We start from the raw sequence: 18,388 nt of genomic DNA on the forward strand, positions 1-18,388 counted from the left end.
AGGGATTTTTATTTTGTATACAATTGATTTTTCACACGTTTTGCTCCACTTCTGTACTTTTCTCCTTCTTATTCCTTTTAAAACTCTTCAATTTCTTAACCGTCCCAACCAATCCTTTCGGAAAAACGAGTAGCACGATAATATACAATAAACCTAGAATAATCGTCCATCTTTCAAAAATCGGATACTCTGTCGCTAGTTCTGATAAATAATATTTCAGCGATTCAATTATGCCAGCTCCAGCAATGGCTCCTATTAATGTTCCAACTCCTCCAATCATTGTCATCAACAATGCATTTAATGTCATTTCAATTGAAAATACTGTCGTATTTACAAAGCGCAATGTGATAACAAATAACCCACCGCTAATTGTAGCTACTACTCCCGCCACTACACTCGCGATTATTTTATAATGAAGAACTTTATACCCAAGCGCTTCAACACGTTGTTCATTTTGTGAGATCGCCTTCAATACTTTTCCAATAGATGATTTTGTGAAAAGACGCAACACAATGAAAATAGTAATTAGACATATGAATGTTACATAATAAAATGTAAAACGATCACGGAATACATCTGGTACACCAAATGTAAAACCATCTCCTCCATGGGTAAGCCCACGCCATTTTTCGGCAAGTACGAAAAACAACTGTGAAATAGCAAGTGTTAACATTGCATAAAAATGACTTTTCAATCGTAAAGAAAGCAAACCAATTATATAACTAACGATTGCTGAAACGATAATTGCAGCTACTATTCCAATTAAAAAGTTCGTTATTGATACGCCTTGTCGATCAAATAAAAGCGCTACCCCATATGCTCCTATCCCAAAGAACATACAATGACCGAACGATACAATTCCTGTATACCCAAGCAATACATCAAAACTCATTGCAAAAATAGCAAAGATGAAAATTTGAGTGAATAAAATTAACAGGCTCCGTGAATCATTTACGAACGGAAATACACTTAAACAAATGAGCATAAATACTCCGAAGTATACTTTAATTCGGTCCGATGTGCCGTTCACCATTTCACCCCTTTTCACCAACAAGTCCAGTTGGCTTCACTATTAAGAAAAATAGTAACATTAACATATTAATTGCAAGTGATAAATCTGGTATAAAATACGCTGTAAAAGCACCAGCTAATCCGACAATTAAAGAAGCAATAGCTGAACCTTGGACGCTTCCTAACCCTCCGATAATTACTACTATAAAAGCTAAAATTGCATACTGCATGCCCATCTCGGCGAAAATAACGCCCGAATACGGTGCTAATAAGAATCCTCCCAAAGCTGCCATCCCTGCTCCTAATAAAAAGACGAAAGAAAATATCGCTTTTACATTAATACCGAGCGCTTGAACCATCTCTTTATCCATTACACCAGCGCGGATCATAAGACCTATCTTTGTTTTTTTGAGTAATAATAGTAATGCAATGTAAATAAGTATCCCGATTGCAATAACGAACAGACGATATTTAATTAATATAACGCCTCCGAATGTAAAACTTCCTTGTAGCCATATAGGTAATTTTGCACTAATTGGATTGGGTCCCCAAAATATTTTGATACATTCACTTAGAACGAGCATTCCTCCGAGCGTAACGAGCAGTTGCCGAACATGATTTCCATACACAGGCCTGATAAGAAATCTTTCTAAAATAAAACCAAGTAACATTCCCATAGCTACCGCTCCAACTAATGCTAAAAAATAACTGCCTGTCATATTAAATAGCCAAACGCCTGTAAAAGCTCCCCATGCAAATAAACCACCATGTGCAAAGTTCAATACACTCATTAATCCGAAAATAAGTGATAGACCAGATGCTAATAAAAATATAAGCATCCCTGTCGAAACGCCATTTACAAATAAGTTAATTAACACATCCACGTTCTATCCCCCCGTATCAATGTTAAGAAATCCCTAAATATTTTTGACATGTTTCCTTATCCTCGCGTAATTCATTCATGAAACCGTTATGCACAATTTTCCCATTATCCATAATGTAAAAATAATCCCCAATTTGACTAGCCATCATAAAATTTTGTTCGACAAGTAAAACTGTGGTTTTCTCTTTCATCTTCAAAATGGCTACCATTAATTTCTCTACCATAATTGGGGCCAACCCTTTGCTCGGTTCATCAATTAATAATAATCCAGCACTATTAATAAACGCTCTTGAAATGGCCAACATTTGCTTTTGTCCTCCGCTCAAAAGCCCACTTTTTTTATTCCAAAACTCCTTTAAATCCGGAAATAGTTCGAGCATCCAATCTATTTTCTCTTCCGCCTCTTCTCCCTTTCCCCTAGCAAGAGCAAATGTTTCTTCTACTGTTAAATCATGAAAAATACCTTGATTTTCTGGTACATAACCTATACCTTTTCTTGAAATTAAATGTGTAGATAATCCATTTACTTGTGCACTATCATAATAAATTTCACCACCTGCAATCCGGTGAAATCCCATAACCGATCGTAATGTCGTAGTCTTCCCTGCCCCGTTTCTTCCAAACAGTACAGTAATCGTCCCTTTCTCAACAGTGAGATTTACCCCTTGTAAAATATGAAATTGATCTAAATACGTCTCTATGTTATTCACCTGTAATAGTGCCACTGTATAGTCCCCCTAAATAAGCACTTTGTACGCGCTCATCTTGCATAATTTCTTCCGGCAAACCTTCCGCCAATAACTCTCCATGAAATAAAACAATAAGATGATCTGATAAATCAATTACCATATCCATTTTGTGTTCGATAAGTACAATGGTGCTCTCTGGATGTTTCTTAATATTTTCAATCACTTGTAAAATAGCAGGTACTTCCTCAACTGATATACCTGCTGTCGGCTCATCAAGTAGTAACACATCCGTTTTTAAGGCTAATAACATCGCAAGCTCAAGTTTTCTTTTTTCCCCATGTGCTAAATCTCTCGCTAATATATTCTCTTTCTCATGAAGTAGTACTGTCTTTATATACCGTCGCGCCTCTCCGATTTGCTGTTTCAAACGTGAGGAATTAGGAAAGAAACTATAGTAATCTTGAACAAATGATTGAACGCTTAAACGAACATTTTCAAGTACCGTTAACTCTGGGAATATATTTGTAAGCTGAAAAGAACGACCGATTCCTAAGCGCGTTCGATCTGAAATCGATAAGTTTGTAATATCTTGGCCCTTAAAATACACTGCACCTTTTGATGGAGAAATCTGGCCACTTAGTAAATTAAACAATGTTGTCTTTCCCGCACCATTCGGTCCAATAATAGAAATGAGCTTTCCCTTTTGTACTTTTAAATTTACATCTTTAATAACATGATGTTCACCGAAAGATACGCTAAGATTTTTCGTTTCTAACAAATGCGTCACAAAATCCCTCCCTTTAAAGATTTGAGTATGAAAGAAATACGTATAAAGAGGGTATCCCCTCTTTATACAAAAACAACAGAAAATTCAGTCTATTTATTCTGAACTGGTGGTTCTGTCTCTTTCATTGTTAATTCTCTCTCTAAAACAGGGACTGGATACTCCACACCATCCTGCTTTTTCAATGTGATAGAATAAAGTGTCTGCATTGCTTGATGGTCCTTCTCTCTAAACTTCATCTTTCCTTTCGGTGTATCAAATTCCATTCCTTCCATTTTCTTAATCAACGTATCTACATCTGTATCACCTTTTGTTTTCTTTAAAGCTTCCACAATAGAAATTGCCGCTGACATTCCTCCTGCTGTAAACAAATCGGGGACTGCTCCATTAAAACGTTTTTTATGTTCTTCAACTAACCAATCGTTCACTTTATTTTTAGGAAGTTTATGATAGTATACAGAAAAACCTTGCATTCCTACTAATGCATCCATCGTTTTTAACGCTGCTATATCTGGCGCGCCAGTAGAGATTTTAATACCTTGTGCTTCCACATTCATATCTTTCAGCTGTTTCCATGGCGAATTTGCACCTGCCCAAACGATAAATAAATAATCTGGTTTTGAGCTAATGATATTTTGAATATTAGCTGTGAAATCAGTTGAGTTCGTATCTGCGTATTGCTCATTTACAATATTCGCACCTAGTTTCTTCGCTCCCGCTTTAAATGCTGCAATTCCTTCGCGACCGAAAGCATTATCTGGTGCGAACGTCGCAATCTTTACATCTTTTTTAGCAATTGAAGCAGCTCCAGCAATCGCATCTTGCGAAGAGCTTCTTCCTGTTCTAAAAATATATTTATTCCAGTTCTTCCCAGTAATACTATCAGCAACTGCCGGTTCAACAACCATAATTTTTTCATATTCTTCAGCTAGTGGTAATACTGCTAATGTATCACTTGAACTGGACGATCCAACTAAAAAATCAACTTTCTCTTCTTCTAATAACTTCGTAGCTTTTTTTACTGCTACATCTGCTTTCGTTTCCGTATCTTCTACAACAAACTTAATCTTCTTCCCTTCGACTTTTCCCGTCCCACCAGTTGCATAATCTAATCCTAATTCAAACCCGTTCACTGTTTGTTTTCCATACGATTCTAATGGACCTGTTAATGAAGCAAGAACCCCTACCTTAATCGTTTTTTCATCCTCAGTACTTGTCTTCTTACCTGAACAAGCTGCTGTTACCAATAGCGATCCTAAAACACAACCAGCAACCACCGTTTTTAGCCATTTACGTTTTTTTGTCGACATTGTGATCCTCCCCATACTTTACTTTCTGATAGAATCAAACACGCCAAATTCCCCTGTCCGTAATCATGACTTTTCAACTTCAAAATTTGTATTGGAAAACTCTTGTAGTAACCTCTACATTCGGCATAAATCTATAATCACCTTCCTATTAAATGGAAACGGACATACAATCAATATATATTCTGCTTTTCAAATGAAATTACTGTTTCATGACAGTATTCACCACGAAAAAACTGCAAATAATTGACTTAAGCTATTAAGTCAATTATTTGCAGCCTACCTAAAAAGCACTTAATTATTTTCTACCTTCGCTAATCCTTCAACCAATTGCTTCTTATCTATCCCTTCCCCTATAACTACCAAGTTAGTCGGGAAACCGAAATCTTGTTCCAATAAAGTTGGTACCCCGAACGAATATTGGAATAAGTGTGGGTATTTATCTCCATGGAATTTCACAAAACCTTTCACACGATAAATACTATCTGATAAATTCGAAAGCCATTCATATAATTCGTCTTGATCAATTGATTTCGTAAATTGATATGTCATCGTTTGTATATGTAGATGCTGTTTTACATGCAAGGTCTCGTGTTCCCCATCATTCATAAATTCAGCTTCTTCTATATCTTTTAAAGATATATTACAATACTTTGTTTCAAACAATTTCGCATGATTATTTATTGCTTTCACATCTTCAAATACTTTGTTTTTATCTGCTTCTGTTAGTAAATCTGATTTATTAATTAAAATGTGGCTACCAAACTTCATTTGTTCATGCAACAATTGCTGAACGTTTGCACTTAATATACTTCGATTTAACCATCTTACTGCATCTAAAACAACTACAATTGATTTTACTTCTAGGAAAGGTGCTAAAATTGGTGATACACATGCATCTAACACTTCAATTGGATGCGCTACACCTGTCGTTTCTATATAAATTACATCTGGTCTTTCTTGCTGATATAACGAATGCAGCTGTATTTCAAGCTCTTCTTTTAATGTACAACAAATACATCCTTTAAGTAGCTCTCTTAAAACATTCTCTTTTCCAATAATATCTGTATCTACTGAGTATTCACCAATCTCATTCATCAACACTGCAACTTTTCTATTCTTCTTTTTCTCCGCTAACAATAGATTTTGTAATAATGTTGATTTTCCACTACCTAAAAAACCACCTAATATATGAATTTCTACTTTATTCATTCGACCGACCATCCATTTCTTTATTTCAAACGTATTCAAAGCGTAATAATTACGATTTATATTTATCATTTTATTAAAAGAACAATCATTTGTAAATACAACTACTAGATTCACTGTTCATTTACTTCATACGCAACTCTAATTCCAGATTCAATTGCTCCTTGCATCCATCCGTGTGTTAATGTCGTATGCTCACCTGCAAAATGCACTTTGCCAGCTAGCGGCGCAATATACGGAAATAACTCTAGCTCTTGCCCCGGCTCAAAAGCTGTAAATGCTCCGCAAGAATACGGATTTTGACTCCAGCTAAATGATGTACCTGTAATAAACTCACTATAGACGATGTCACCATATATTTCCGCTAAATTTTTTAATGCGTAACGAATACGCTCTCTTTGCGGAAGACTATCCCATGTTAACGCCTCATCCGCCCACGTATAACTAGCCAAAATTACAGCTGGTCCTGGCGTATGAAACCCATAACTTGGATAGTATGTAAATCGAATCGGCAAATCTGTAATAGATTTCCCACCACACTGTCCCGCTCTTTCCCAAAATCTACTTTTAAACTCTATCGCAATTTTAGTCGCAGCTATATAGTTTAATTCACGAATTGCCCGTCTTTTAAAATAAGAAAATAAATCATAAGGTTGAATCTCAACAAAACGTAACGCCGAAAATGGGATGGTAACAATTGCAATATCACCTGTGACTGTATATTGCTCTAACGTTTGTTCATGGTTTACTTGCATCGTCACTTTGTTATCTTCTTGTATAATTTTCCTAACCTTATACTGCATAATTATATTTTCATTTAACTGCGGTAAAAAGGCTTTTGGTAATGCATCCATCCCGCCAGTTATCTCATAATATTTCGTCGTTGAAGTAAAGAAGATCATTTCACGTAATACTTCAATTAAAGACATTCCCATATACGCTTCCATATCAAGAAGTACCCCAATCATATCTATTGCTCCATCTGAGTAATACTCTGTTAAAAATGAGCCAAGTGAATATGTTTTATACTTTTTTTCAACGATAATCCAGTTTTTATTAGGATCTTTTTTAATGAAATTAAGTATGGGTTCTAATACTTCTAACATTAACTCTTCTGCTGTTTTTTCTTTTTCGTTTTCTAAAACTGGATATTTAAGTATACTTGGATCGTTTTCAAACGTACTCAATCTCGTTCTAATATGATTTGTATAAATGATATCTAAAGAGGTTTTATTAATAAAAAGATTTAACGGTAGTTTAAATTTACGAATGAAAGCTAAAGTTAATGCGTGAGTTTCAGGAATTCGCATCGGTCCTGCATTAAAATATAAACCTTCACTAAATGGTTCACGAATCGTATATATTCTGCCACCTATTCGGTTATTTGCTTCTATTATCGTTATTGTATGGCCCGCTTCTTTTAATAAGGATGCTGCGACTAAACCAGAAATCCCTGCACCAGCAATTATAATGTGTTTGGGCCTATTCGTTTTTACGAGTCCTACATTGATGATATGAAGCATTTTTTCTATCGTTAATGGCTTCAGCATACCCTTTTCCCCTTTTATAAAGGATTTTACTGAATTATATTCGGTTAACTTGCTTCCTATGTTTTGTGCAAGGAATTGCACGGATACATTTTCAAATACTTGAATATCTTTTATAAAATGTAATAAACTAGATATGACTCTATAGAAGTAAGACGTATTATCTTACATAATAAAATCAATGAAATTGCGAGGAATTTTGAAATGAAAAAAGGTATTAACCGTGTTGTATTAGTAGGAACAGGAGCAGTTGGATGTAGTTATGCGTACTGCATGATTAACCAAGCCGTAGCTGAAGAATTTGTTTTAGTCGATGTAAATGAGGCAAAAGCTGAAGGGGAAGCAATGGACTTAAGTCATGCTGTTCCATTTGCACCAGCTCCAACTAGAGTATGGAAAGGCAGCTATGAAGATTGTAAAGATGCTGACCTTGTAGTCATTACAGCTGGATTACCACAAAAGCCAGGCGAAACACGTTTAGATTTAGTTGAAAAAAACGCTAAAATCTTTAAACAAATCGTTCGCAGCATTATGGATAGCGGGTTTGATGGTATTTTCTTAATCGCAACAAATCCTGTCGATATTTTAACTTACGTAACTTGGAAAGAATCTGGCTTACCGAAAGAACGCGTAATCGGTTCTGGTACAACACTTGATTCTGCTCGTTTCCGTTACATGTTAGGTGAGTACTTCAATATTGGTCCACATAACATTCATGCTTATATTATTGGAGAACATGGCGATACTGAACTCCCAGTTTGGAGTCATGTATCGGTTGGTATCCAAAAACTACAAACGCTTCTTGATAGAGACAACACATATAAGCAAGAAGATTTAGACAAAATTTTCATAAACGTTCGTGATGCAGCTTACCATATTATTGAACGAAAAGGTGCAACTTATTATGGTATTGGTATGTCACTCCTACGTGTTACGAAAGCAATTTTAAACGATGAAAATAGTGTATTAACGGTCTCAGCATACTTAGAAGGTCAATACGGCCAAAAAGACGTTTATATTGGCGTACCTGCTGTTTTAAATCGCGGTGGTGTTCGTGAAATTTTAGAAGTAGAATTAAGTGAAGACGAAGAATTAAAATTCGATCACTCTGTCCAAGTATTAAAAGAAACAATGGCTCCGGTTCTTTAATCTTATATTCAAAAAAGCAATCCAATTTACTTTGGATTGCTTTTTTATATTTTTTATTGTTCATCCTCACTCTAAAACATAATACTATCCATAATAGAAAGGAGTGATTTGATGAATGATTCTTGGACAATTGTAATCCTTTTATTAGCTATTTCATCCTTAATACTTTTCCTCTTTTTAATCATTAGAACCCTGTTTCCAACTAAAAAATATGACAAAAACCTCGGATTCATTCTACTTATTATTTGCTTATTAACAATACCGATAAGTATCTTCCTTGTCGGTGGGTGGACAGGTATGGGAATTAGCATAATCGCATTATTTCTTTTTACTGCTGTTATTATAGCCTTAATAGCCAATACATTCATTAAACTTCCACCAGCTAAGAAAGAATAAAGTGACGCTTAAATCAGTAGCATTCCGTCCATTTTCACTGTATTATCTTCTATCAATTAACATGTTTCCAGATAAAAAATAACCGATGTTTTCGTCCCTTGAAAACACCGGTTATTTTTTATTACTTTTTAATCGCTTCTTCATTATTTACATCAAGTACATCTAAGAAAAAGATAAAGATTGGTATCCCGATAATAAGTCCCCATATTCCGAGGAAATGCTCTGAAAAGATGAGAATCATAAATGTATAAAAAATCGGTAAATTTGTTTTCGCAGACATGAACTTCGGATTTAAAAAATAACTTTCAAGAGCATGGATGACTGTAATGAACACAAGTATGTATACTACGTAGATAACTCCACCTACATTATAAGCAATGATACAAAGCGGAAACAAAGAAATGATCACACCTGCAACCGGAATCAATCCTAGTAGGAAAATCATAACAGCTAATACGAGTAGCTGTGGAAATCCTAAAACGATTAATGCAATAACAGTAAGAATACAGTTTACAACCGCAATTAAAAACTGCGCTTCAATTACTTTACCGAACGATCTTGCAAATCTTTCACCAAAATACGCAATCTCCTCATAAAACATCTTTAGCCTACTATCTTTAAACTTGGAAGTAAATGTAATAATACGCTCTTTTTCTAATAAGAAAAATAAGCTTAAAATTAGAGACAATAATATTTGTAAACTTACCTTTCCTATGTTTGCTATCGATTGATATATAACATCTACACCTTGTTCTATATATTTTGATACTTCCATTCCATTAATTGTTGAAAGTGCATATTTAATGATTTCATTATCAGGTGGATTTTGAAAAAAGAGCTTAAATTGATAAATCAATTGTGAAATTTGTATCGTTAGTACTGGTAAGTATTTATACAATGTTGTGCCGATAAAGGACACTAATATTATATACAAACATGCGATAACAATTTTTCGATTCACATTCAATTTTTTTGATATAAAACGTTGGAACCGATCCATTAAAAATGTCAGTATAAACGTAATTAATATTAAATTAATCATACTTTTTAACCCATATAATACAAGCGCTACTATTATTAAAACGAGAAACCGTTGAAACCCTCTACTTCGAAAAAAATTTTTCACTTCATTCATTAAGAATTAACCTCCCCCTTCAGTGGATGGAAATTGAACATATTACAAAACGTACGTATTCATTGTAATACTATTACATTTTATGAACTTCTATAGACAATCTTTCTTACTAATTGGGAAGAATCCTTTTTTTCTTTTCAGATTGTTAGATTCTTTTGAAATCAGCTTCTTCACCATAGTGGCATCTTCATCTGCAATCCAATTCTTTAATACATAAGTTCCTGCACTTGTCGGCATCACTTTTGCCGTTTGCACATTATCTTTTATGATAACAGGCATGCCGTATAAGTTCGACTTTTTGTTTCTTCCTCGCTCTTCATCTAGCTTTCTTGCTTCTTCTATCGCATCAGGATTGATCTCTGTAATAGAATTTAATGATATTCCGTTTTGATCATGTTCTTGTATTCTAAAAAGATAGATTCTCGTTAATTCTTCATACGATAACTTTCCATCCTCGATCATTTTTTGTAGCTCATCCACAGTTGCATTTACAACTTCTTTTTCTTTTATCTTTATATTTTCTATATTGATCCCTTTAAGCTGATTATGTATCGGTTTTAACACTCTTTCTTTATCATATATAATACGCTCAGGTTTCTTTGGAAAATAATTTTTATACATATACTATCCACCGACACACGCTAATAAGACAATGCCTCTAGCGATAGACAACATTATCTTTACCCATTTCTTCATGTTGCTTCCTCCACTCTAAAAGTTGCTCATTTATAGCTTCTTTATATTGAAAAAGAGAGTTATATTATCCGTAACTCTCTAGACAAAATGCTAAATAAAAAATTTAATTATTTCAATCTAATCATTTTTTTGCATTCGCTTTGCTAATAATTCCTTTACCTGATTATAAGTTAACCCTGAATTTTTATTTAAACGCTTTACTTCCTCAACATCAGTACCTACCACTGTATATTTTTTCTCATCATTCATTTTTCTAATTCCCTTCTCACCGGATTATTTCTTATATTTCTTCCCTAAATGCGCATAAATTAACACCACTACAAAAAAGGAAGCTGTTTTTAAGCACAGCTTCCTTCTCGTTACATATTCTATTTCTTAATAAAATTTCACTACATCTTCAGTAGGCAAGAACGTTCTTTCTGCTGGTTGTTCGTTTGGTTCACCAAATGGCATTTGACCTACTAAGCTCCACTCTGCTGGAATGTTCCAAGTTTCTTTCACTTCAGCATCTACGATTGGGTTATAGTGTTGTAATGACGCCCCAATTCCTTCAGCAGATAATAGCATCCAAACAGTATGTTGTAACATCGCATTTCCTTGATGAGACCAGAATGGGAACTGATCTTTATATAATGGTGCATTTTCTTGCATTTTTTCTACAGTTGCTTGATCTTCAAAGAATAGAACTGTTCCTACACCTGCATGGAAGCCTTTTAGTCTTTCTACAGTCGCTTCAAATTTTTCTGCTGGTACGCGAGCTCTTAGTGTTTCTTTAACAATATCCCAAAACTTTTCATGCTCTCCATCCATTAATACAACCATACGACCACTTTGCATATTGAAAGATGTTGGTGCGTGTAAAGCTGTTTTTAACACTTCTTCAATTCTTTCTTTCGTAATTGCATCGTTTTTTGTTACTTTACGAATTGAACGGCGGCTCACGATTGCTTCTTTTAAGTTTGTTGTAGTTGCTGACATTTTAATTCCTCCAAATGTTTGTTTTATAATTTATTTTGTTATTTCATAACAAGCGAATTAGCAATATCCATCCGTATTACATTGCATACCTTCAAATGAATTTGTTTTATCCTTTTCAATTTCTTTATCAATGACCCTTTCTAGTGTTTCTTTACTAGCAAGCCCTTGAATGACTTCATCTCCAATCATGACAGTTGGAACGGCCATAATATTCGCTTCATCATATGCGTGCTGAATTGCTTCTTGATGCTTTTCTTTATATTTACGAGTTACTAAAGCATCTTTAAATTCCGCCTCAGGAAGTCCTACTTCTACCGCTAATTTTGTTAAAACATCAATACCTTCAATGTTTTGCTCTTCTTGGAAAAATGCTGTGAATACGCGGTGATGATACTCATTACCTAGTCCACGTTCTTTCGCAAATTGACATCCTTCGAAAGCTAAATGTGTATATGGATGTGGTGAAACACGTGGTAAGCGCATATCAATTCCTAACTTCTTCGCTGTCGGAAGAATGAAAGCATCCCATGAACCTAATTTTTCTGGCTCATTCCATGGATCTATTTTTGAATATGGACTTGGACGTAATTCAAATGGCATCCATTCAATCTCTACATCTTTATCTTTCGCTACCTCATCTAATGGACCTTTTGCTAAAAAACAAAACGGACAAATAAAATCTGAGTATACTTTCATTTTTACAGTCATAACTTTTACACCTTACCTTTATCGTTGTAATCAAATCAGTTACATTAATGATAAAAAAATATAAATATTATTTAAGCATTCATTTTTTCTTGCAAAGTTTCAAACAACTGCCCCATCGTAATATTTCTCAAAACTTCTTCCATCGCGGATTGTGCTTGAATTAAAATAATTTCTAACACCGCTTGAATGTTCGCCCCAATTGGACAATCTGGATTGGGTTGCTCGTGAATATGAAATAGCTTGTCTTCTTCGACTACGTTCACTGCATGATACACATCTAACAATGTGATTTCATGTAAATCCTTTAGTAATCCCGCGCCACCCGGTCCACGATTTACGTAAACAAAGCCAGCTTGTTTCAAGTACGACATGATTTTACGAATGACTACTGGATTTGTATTGACACTCTCAGCCATATAGTCTGAAGTACAAAGTGAAGATGGATTGTTTTTCAAAATAGATAAAATATGAACAGCTATGGAAAAGCGGCTACTAATTTTCATCGTAATCACCACCTCGATGTAATCATTATAGTTACAACGAAAAGATAAGTCAATCCTTTTCATAGATTTTTTATAAGTAAATTAAAAAGTGTCCCATTATAATATATGAGACACCCCTTTTTATTCTGCAAATAGTGCTTGAAATTCTTCAATAAATAGCTGCACAGCGATTGAAGAATCCTTTAATGAAGGAACAGCTAAAGCAATTTCTCTCCATACTTGTGGTTCCAATTCTCTCGTCTGCACATTTTTTGGTAAATTCGTTAAAGATAATTCAGCTAATATTGCAATACCTAATCCTTCTTGAATCATATTTAAAGCTGTCGTAACTGTCGAAATTACATACTCAGCTCGAAGTGGTACGTTTGCTTGTTTAAACATATCGATAATCGGTGGTTCGTATCCGCCCTTACATAATATGATCGGTTCATTCTCCAAATCACTAATTGTAATAGCATCCTTCTTGCAAAGAGGATGATCCTCTCTTAAAATAACAACCATTTTCCCCTTCGTTAATGGAACAATCTCCATCTCTTTATTAGGCAAAATAACAATCCCTATATCAACAACCCTCGAGACTAACCAATCTTCAACTTCTTTAATCGTTCCTTCACAAAGAACGACTTCTAAGTTCGGATACTTCTCCTTAAAATGGTTTATCATTTTCGGTAAGAAATGTGCAGAAGCACTCGGAAAACTCCCAATTCGAATCGTCCCAACTTCGTGCCCTTTCTCCATTGCAACTTCTTGTTCAATCTTCTCTACACTGCTCAAAATCTCTCTAATATGTACAAGAATTCTGTTTCCTACATCCGTAACGAGTAACCCTTTTCGTTTATCCCGTATAAGAATAGTAACTCCTAACTCTGACTCAATACTTGAAATCGCATGACTTACAGCTGGCTGCGTCATATTTAACACCCGAGCAGCCTTCGTAAAACTACCTAACTCAACAGTTTTTATTAATACTTGCAGTTGTGTAATGGTCATAACTAATCACTTATACTCCTCATAAAAAAGATTCATTTTATTTATTACAGTCGATATCATATCATAGTGAAATGAATTACAACAAGGAGGTCTTTCAGTGACACAGCTTTCTCGAACTAAGACGGCCATAACCCTTACCTTTCTCGTTTTCATGTGGGGAATCAATTGGCCTTTATCAAAGTTTGCCCTGCATTATACACCACCTGTTTTATTTGCAGGCGTTCGAACTTTAATTGGAGGATTCATTTTACTCCTGTTCGCATTACCGAAATACAAAGAGTTACATTTAAAAGAAACGTGGCATTTATACGTTATTTCTTCTTTACTTAACATCATTATATTTTACGGATTACAAACTGTCGGCCTTCAATATATGCCTGCTGGGTTATTTTCCGCCATTGTATTTCTACAACCAGTTTTACTCGGTATTTTCTCGTGGATATGGCTTGAAGAATCAATGTACGGCTTGAAAATTTTCGGGCTTGTTCTCGGATTTATTGGTGTAGGTGTTATTAGCTCTAGCAGTTTAACAGGACATATTTCTATTATTGGAATCCTTCTCGCGTTAGGATGCGCTATCGGCTGGGCACTTGGCACAGTATTTATTAAGAAGACTGGTCACCGTGTTAATGCCATTTGGATGGTAACACTTCAGCTTATTATTGGTGGCCTTTGCTTAATTGGATTTGGTTCAAAGTTTGAAAGCTGGTCTAGTATCGCTTGGAGTATACCATTTGTTAGCGTACTTCTCTTTATTTCGTTCTTCGTTATCGCAATGGGGTGGCTTGCATACTTCACACTTGTTGGAGCTGGTGAAGCAAGTAAAGTTGGGGCTTATACATTCCTCATTCCACTAATCGCTATTATTGTAAGTTCAATTTTCTTACATGAGGCCATTACAATGAGCTTATTTATTGGGCTATTATTTATTGTTGTGAGTATTTGTTTTGTAAATATAAAACCGAAAACATTTGCTGTAAGGCAGCGGATTGAAGTGAAATAAACGCAAGAAAGAGCCTACTGTTTGTAGGCTCTTTCTTACGTTTTACTTTTTACGACGTACTACAAAAACACACGCACTTACCGACGATACAATCGCCAAAATAGATAAAACAATTGCTATCAATTGCATATTACTTGTACCTTCATTTTTCTCCACACTAGACACTTCACCATGTTCTCCTGTTAATGACGTACCTTTTGCAATTGCAGTAAGTGAATGCGGTTTTTCAGCTTTTTCATCACCTGTCCATTCAACAATTTCTCCGTCTTTATATTGTTGATATGCGTCCCAAGCTATTTTTTGCTCTTTATCCGGATTTTTAGCGACGAAAGTAAATCGCTGGAACTGGCCGGTTAAAATCCCTTCTCCTGTCGCTTCCCATACTACAGTTTTAACTTTTCCGGCTGTATCTTTTTGCTCCTCAACTTTCCATCCTGGGACTGGTTCATACTGTTGGAACTCTACTCCAGACGGTATTTTCAGTGTAACTTTTGTCGTTGCTTCATTTTTTTCAACTGGTACTTTTATCGTATAAGTCTCCCAAGAACCAATATCAGAAGTGGCTGGTTTTACAGTGACGTGCGCACTAACAGGTAACGAAAAAATTCCCATTGCAATAATTGTTGCGATCATTGTTGTTCCTAATTTTTTTATACGTTTCATTTTCTATTAGCTCCTTTTCATACATAGCTTCTTTTTATCTGCCACCGACAATAAATTTAAAATCTGTATCGAAACTATCAAGAGATTTTGTTAATCCATGAACATGTATATTCCAGTTTCCTGTCATGTTAATATACATACCTTCTGCTTCATATTCTCCCGGTGAAACTACTGAAACTTTAAATGAACCTTTTCCCATGTTCATATCTAATGATTGAGTCGTCAATATCATTTGTTCCATATCAGTAATAGGCTGTCCCTTTTCATCCTTTAGTGTAATATGGAATTTATTTTGTCCTACCTTATTCGGACTTACATTTAGCGTAAGTTCATATCCATTATCTAATTGCTTACTCTCTGTAAAAGGTCCAGTAGGAGGCATCGGTGGTGTTTGTACGTTTGTCATAAAAGCTACGATGACGAAAATGATAATTCCAATGATAAACTCTACTTTCACCGTAGCTCCTAATCCTTGCTGCGCTCGCATTCTCCCTTTCATATAATGAGTAATTCCCAATATCCCCATGAAAATGAATAAAAGTATCTTTGTTAATAAAGCCAATCCATACTTCGTATCAAATAACGAGTGGATTGTTGGAATAAAAAATGTACTGTTAAAAAGGCCTGTTATTAAAATCACGATGACAGCACCTGTTGCCCACGGTGAAAAACGCTTAATCATATCCCAATACATATGCCACTTGTTATCCTCTTTAGGTAAAAGAAGAATAATAGATGATAAACCACCAACCCATAATGAAGCTGCGAATAAATGTAGAAAATCCATAACGACAGCAATCTCTTTAAACTTTAAACCATATGCGTGACTATTAAAGGCTTTCATAACAAGTAACCCTATAAATAATAGTATTGGAATACTCCATACTTTAAACGACGAAAACTTCTCATGCTTCACCGCAAAATACGTAACAATTATAAGCGTACTAATGAGAACCATTTGAGTAATCCATATATAACCAAAAACAGAAAGCTGTAATGTTTCTTTTAATAGTAAAGGGTTGAATGCTTCTAGCCACGAAACATCAGCATTTATTTTCGCTTGCAGTGGTAGATTGAATAACAAGCTAATCAATATCCCAAATAAAGAGATCCATATTATGTTCTTACTCCTTAATCGAACCGAGGTTGCATTGCCTTTATACATAATAAGATTAAAGAATAGCACTCCTATAAATAGTGAGAAACTTGTATATAAAATTCCACGTTCCATAATCATATCGATTTGTGGGACGTAACCCATCTCTTCCACTTGTATATCGTCTGTTTCCGCTTCCGCTAATCCAATCCGGAACGGGATAACTCCTTGAATTGGATGTCCATCAGCTGAAATCACTTTCCACTGAATGGAGTAAAGACCATTTTCGAGATTGTCTTTTAATCCAGCTTCTAATAGCTTTTTATTTTTTTTATCAATATGAGCATCTTTTAAATCGACCCTTTTACCTGATATATCTCTCACGTACAATGTATTAAAACTTGAAACTTGTATGTCCTCATCGAATTCGATTTTTACAACAGATGGTGCTCTCTTCAATGTTTCATTTTCAGTAGGGTTTGATTTCACAACGTACGCATGAGCAAATGCACTTTGCGGTATCCATATGATAAGCACACATGCAATTAATAGCAATGTCCCTATCCTTCTCATTACTTTCACACTCATTTCACTTCTTTCTTCCTCATCACTATATTTTCATTACTTTAACTTCCCAAGTTGGATTCTCGGGCGAAATATTAACCTGATTAAATATAATCTTCTATACAATAACTATTTATTTCTCTCTCACCTCTAAACTTCCAATACAATAGTAACTACCTTCATGGATACAACTTACATTTTTAAAGTCGATTGTTATTATATCATAAAATATATTTATGTAAGTTCCTGAAGAAGAAAAGTTATCGTGAATCATTTGTGAAGAAAATGTGAAATGCATAAATAAAAAGATGTTACGTTATTACGTAACACCTTTTTAAAAATATCCTTCTTCTATTTCTCTTCCGGATAATCACAATACTCAATAATTGTCCCTTCCGTATCCGCTGGGTTAAGATAAATTAATCGTCTACCATGTTTATTTATTCGAAGTGTATGTTCTAACGTTCGAATACCTTGTTCTTTCAATTCCTCTAAAGCTACATCTAAATCATCTACTCGGTATGCAACATGATGTACACCTTTACCCTTTTGTTTAATAAATCGTGCGATTGGAGATGTCGTATTATTTGTAGGTGCAAGTAATTCCACTCTATCACCATCTACTTCAAGAATGGCTACCTCACTTTCAACACCTGGTGCTTCACTTATGTAACGATCTATTAAAGTTCCTGACAAAACCGTTTCATAAAAACGTATCGTACTATCTATATCACGAACTGCGATTCCGATATGATCAATTGTTTTTTTCATGTACTTTTCCCCTACTACTTTATTTTTCTTTCCTTATTTATAGTAACAAAAAAAGGATAGAATCAAATAATCTGTACCCTTTGTAAAGGACATTTTGAAAAAAGTTAGGCAACATCAAGAAGATGATTTCTGTATCCAACAGGAGTCATCTTTTTTAAATTCCATTGATATCTATAGTGATTATAGTACGTCATATATTTCTTAATCTCTTGTTTCAACTCATTAAAGGACACGCAAGGTTTTATATGAGCTTCATCTTTCAGATGACCAAAAAACGATTCTTGTGGGGCGTTATCCCAACAGTTT

At 34.8% G+C, this 18,388-nt stretch carries 20 protein-coding genes and 1 pseudogene; 3 read left to right on the top strand and 18 right to left on the bottom strand.

Features of this window, described 5'->3' with window-relative positions:
* Nucleotides 1-31 precede the first annotated feature (31 nt).
* From DN410_RS04900 to DN410_RS04930, 7 genes are all read right to left on the bottom strand, one after another.
* Nucleotides 32-985, bottom strand: a complete 954-nt coding sequence (locus DN410_RS04900) for a branched-chain amino acid ABC transporter permease (RefSeq protein ID WP_149175608.1) — start codon at nucleotides 983-985, stop codon at nucleotides 32-34.
* Nucleotides 986-1,034: 49 nt separating this feature from the next.
* Entirely contained in the window at nucleotides 1,035-1,895 is an 861-nt protein-coding gene (locus tag DN410_RS04905; protein ID WP_149175588.1) for a branched-chain amino acid ABC transporter permease, read from the bottom strand.
* A gap of 22 nt (nucleotides 1,896-1,917) precedes the next feature.
* Nucleotides 1,918-2,619: a branched-chain amino acid ABC transporter ATP-binding protein gene (locus tag DN410_RS04910; RefSeq protein ID WP_149175589.1), complete on the bottom strand. Its 702-nt coding sequence runs from the start codon at nucleotides 2,617-2,619 to the stop codon at nucleotides 1,918-1,920.
* The gene (locus DN410_RS04915; RefSeq protein WP_149175590.1) at nucleotides 2,597-3,370 is read right to left on the bottom strand and encodes an ABC transporter ATP-binding protein; all 774 of its coding nucleotides are present in this window, start codon (nucleotides 3,368-3,370) and stop codon (nucleotides 2,597-2,599) included. The genes DN410_RS04910 and DN410_RS04915 overlap by 23 nt, the downstream gene beginning before the upstream one ends.
* Before the next feature lie 89 nt (nucleotides 3,371-3,459).
* Nucleotides 3,460-4,677 (bottom strand): substrate-binding domain-containing protein, encoded by a 1,218-nt coding sequence (locus DN410_RS04920; protein ID WP_149175591.1) that lies wholly within the window; start codon nucleotides 4,675-4,677, stop codon nucleotides 3,460-3,462.
* A gap of 291 nt (nucleotides 4,678-4,968) precedes the next feature.
* Nucleotides 4,969-5,886, bottom strand: a complete 918-nt coding sequence (locus tag DN410_RS04925) for a CobW family GTP-binding protein (RefSeq protein WP_179958581.1) — start codon at nucleotides 5,884-5,886, stop codon at nucleotides 4,969-4,971.
* 110 nt (nucleotides 5,887-5,996) lie between these two features.
* Nucleotides 5,997-7,433 (bottom strand): flavin monoamine oxidase family protein, encoded by a 1,437-nt coding sequence (locus tag DN410_RS04930; protein WP_149175592.1) that lies wholly within the window; start codon nucleotides 7,431-7,433, stop codon nucleotides 5,997-5,999.
* Nucleotides 7,434-7,634: 201 nt separating this feature from the next.
* Between DN410_RS04930 and DN410_RS04935 the strand changes: the two genes are divergently transcribed.
* Nucleotides 7,635-8,579, top strand: coding sequence for an L-lactate dehydrogenase (locus tag DN410_RS04935; RefSeq protein WP_149175593.1), 945 nt, complete (start codon nucleotides 7,635-7,637; stop codon nucleotides 8,577-8,579).
* A gap of 111 nt (nucleotides 8,580-8,690) precedes the next feature.
* A complete protein-coding gene (locus DN410_RS04940; protein ID WP_149175594.1) occupies nucleotides 8,691-8,975 on the top strand; it encodes a YesK family protein in 285 nt (94 codons plus the stop codon).
* Between the two features lie 121 nt (nucleotides 8,976-9,096).
* On the opposite strand, the gene DN410_RS04945 is transcribed toward DN410_RS04940, so the two are convergent.
* The 7 genes and pseudogenes from DN410_RS04945 to DN410_RS04970 form a co-directional block, all read right to left on the bottom strand.
* Complete coding sequence (locus DN410_RS04945; RefSeq protein WP_149175595.1) at nucleotides 9,097-10,110, bottom strand: AI-2E family transporter; 1,014 nt, start codon at nucleotides 10,108-10,110, stop codon at nucleotides 9,097-9,099.
* A 162-nt stretch (nucleotides 10,111-10,272) separates the two neighbouring features.
* A pseudogene (locus DN410_RS04950) lies at nucleotides 10,273-10,806 on the bottom strand (amidase family protein); the annotation flags it as partial.
* Nucleotides 10,807-10,923: 117 nt separating this feature from the next.
* Nucleotides 10,924-11,055 (bottom strand): hypothetical protein, encoded by a 132-nt coding sequence (locus DN410_RS28335; protein ID WP_255446670.1) that lies wholly within the window; start codon nucleotides 11,053-11,055, stop codon nucleotides 10,924-10,926.
* Between the two features lie 126 nt (nucleotides 11,056-11,181).
* Nucleotides 11,182-11,784, bottom strand: a complete 603-nt coding sequence (locus tag DN410_RS04955; protein WP_149175596.1) for a nitroreductase family protein — start codon at nucleotides 11,782-11,784, stop codon at nucleotides 11,182-11,184.
* A gap of 57 nt (nucleotides 11,785-11,841) precedes the next feature.
* The gene (locus tag DN410_RS04960) at nucleotides 11,842-12,492 is read right to left on the bottom strand and encodes a DsbA family oxidoreductase (RefSeq protein ID WP_149175597.1); all 651 of its coding nucleotides are present in this window, start codon (nucleotides 12,490-12,492) and stop codon (nucleotides 11,842-11,844) included.
* Nucleotides 12,493-12,563: 71 nt separating this feature from the next.
* On the bottom strand, nucleotides 12,564-12,995 hold the full coding sequence (locus tag DN410_RS04965) for an Rrf2 family transcriptional regulator (protein ID WP_000704073.1): 432 nt from the start codon (nucleotides 12,993-12,995) through the stop codon (nucleotides 12,564-12,566).
* Between the two features lie 120 nt (nucleotides 12,996-13,115).
* Nucleotides 13,116-13,985, bottom strand: coding sequence for a LysR family transcriptional regulator (locus DN410_RS04970; protein ID WP_149175598.1), 870 nt, complete (start codon nucleotides 13,983-13,985; stop codon nucleotides 13,116-13,118).
* A 97-nt stretch (nucleotides 13,986-14,082) separates the two neighbouring features.
* Here DN410_RS04970 and DN410_RS04975 point away from each other — a divergent pair, with 97 nt between their 5' ends.
* Entirely contained in the window at nucleotides 14,083-14,988 is a 906-nt protein-coding gene (locus DN410_RS04975; protein WP_149175599.1) for a DMT family transporter, read from the top strand.
* A 42-nt stretch (nucleotides 14,989-15,030) separates the two neighbouring features.
* On the opposite strand, the gene DN410_RS04980 is transcribed toward DN410_RS04975, so the two are convergent.
* From DN410_RS04980 to DN410_RS05000, 4 genes are all read right to left on the bottom strand, one after another.
* On the bottom strand, nucleotides 15,031-15,651 hold the full coding sequence (locus DN410_RS04980; RefSeq protein ID WP_149175600.1) for a YcnI family copper-binding membrane protein: 621 nt from the start codon (nucleotides 15,649-15,651) through the stop codon (nucleotides 15,031-15,033).
* Nucleotides 15,652-15,685: 34 nt separating this feature from the next.
* Nucleotides 15,686-17,335 (bottom strand): copper resistance CopC/CopD family protein, encoded by a 1,650-nt coding sequence (locus DN410_RS04985; protein ID WP_149175601.1) that lies wholly within the window; start codon nucleotides 17,333-17,335, stop codon nucleotides 15,686-15,688.
* A 327-nt stretch (nucleotides 17,336-17,662) separates the two neighbouring features.
* A complete protein-coding gene (locus DN410_RS04995; protein WP_149175602.1) occupies nucleotides 17,663-18,082 on the bottom strand; it encodes a VOC family protein in 420 nt (139 codons plus the stop codon).
* Nucleotides 18,083-18,186: 104 nt separating this feature from the next.
* Nucleotides 18,187-18,388 (bottom strand): IS3 family transposase (locus DN410_RS05000; RefSeq protein WP_149175603.1); only part of this gene is annotated, 202 nt, incomplete at its 5' end.

The sequence above is a fragment of the Bacillus sp. SH5-2 genome (assembly GCF_008368905.1).
Lineage (GTDB): Bacteria > Bacillota > Bacilli > Bacillales > Bacillaceae_G > Bacillus_A > Bacillus_A luti.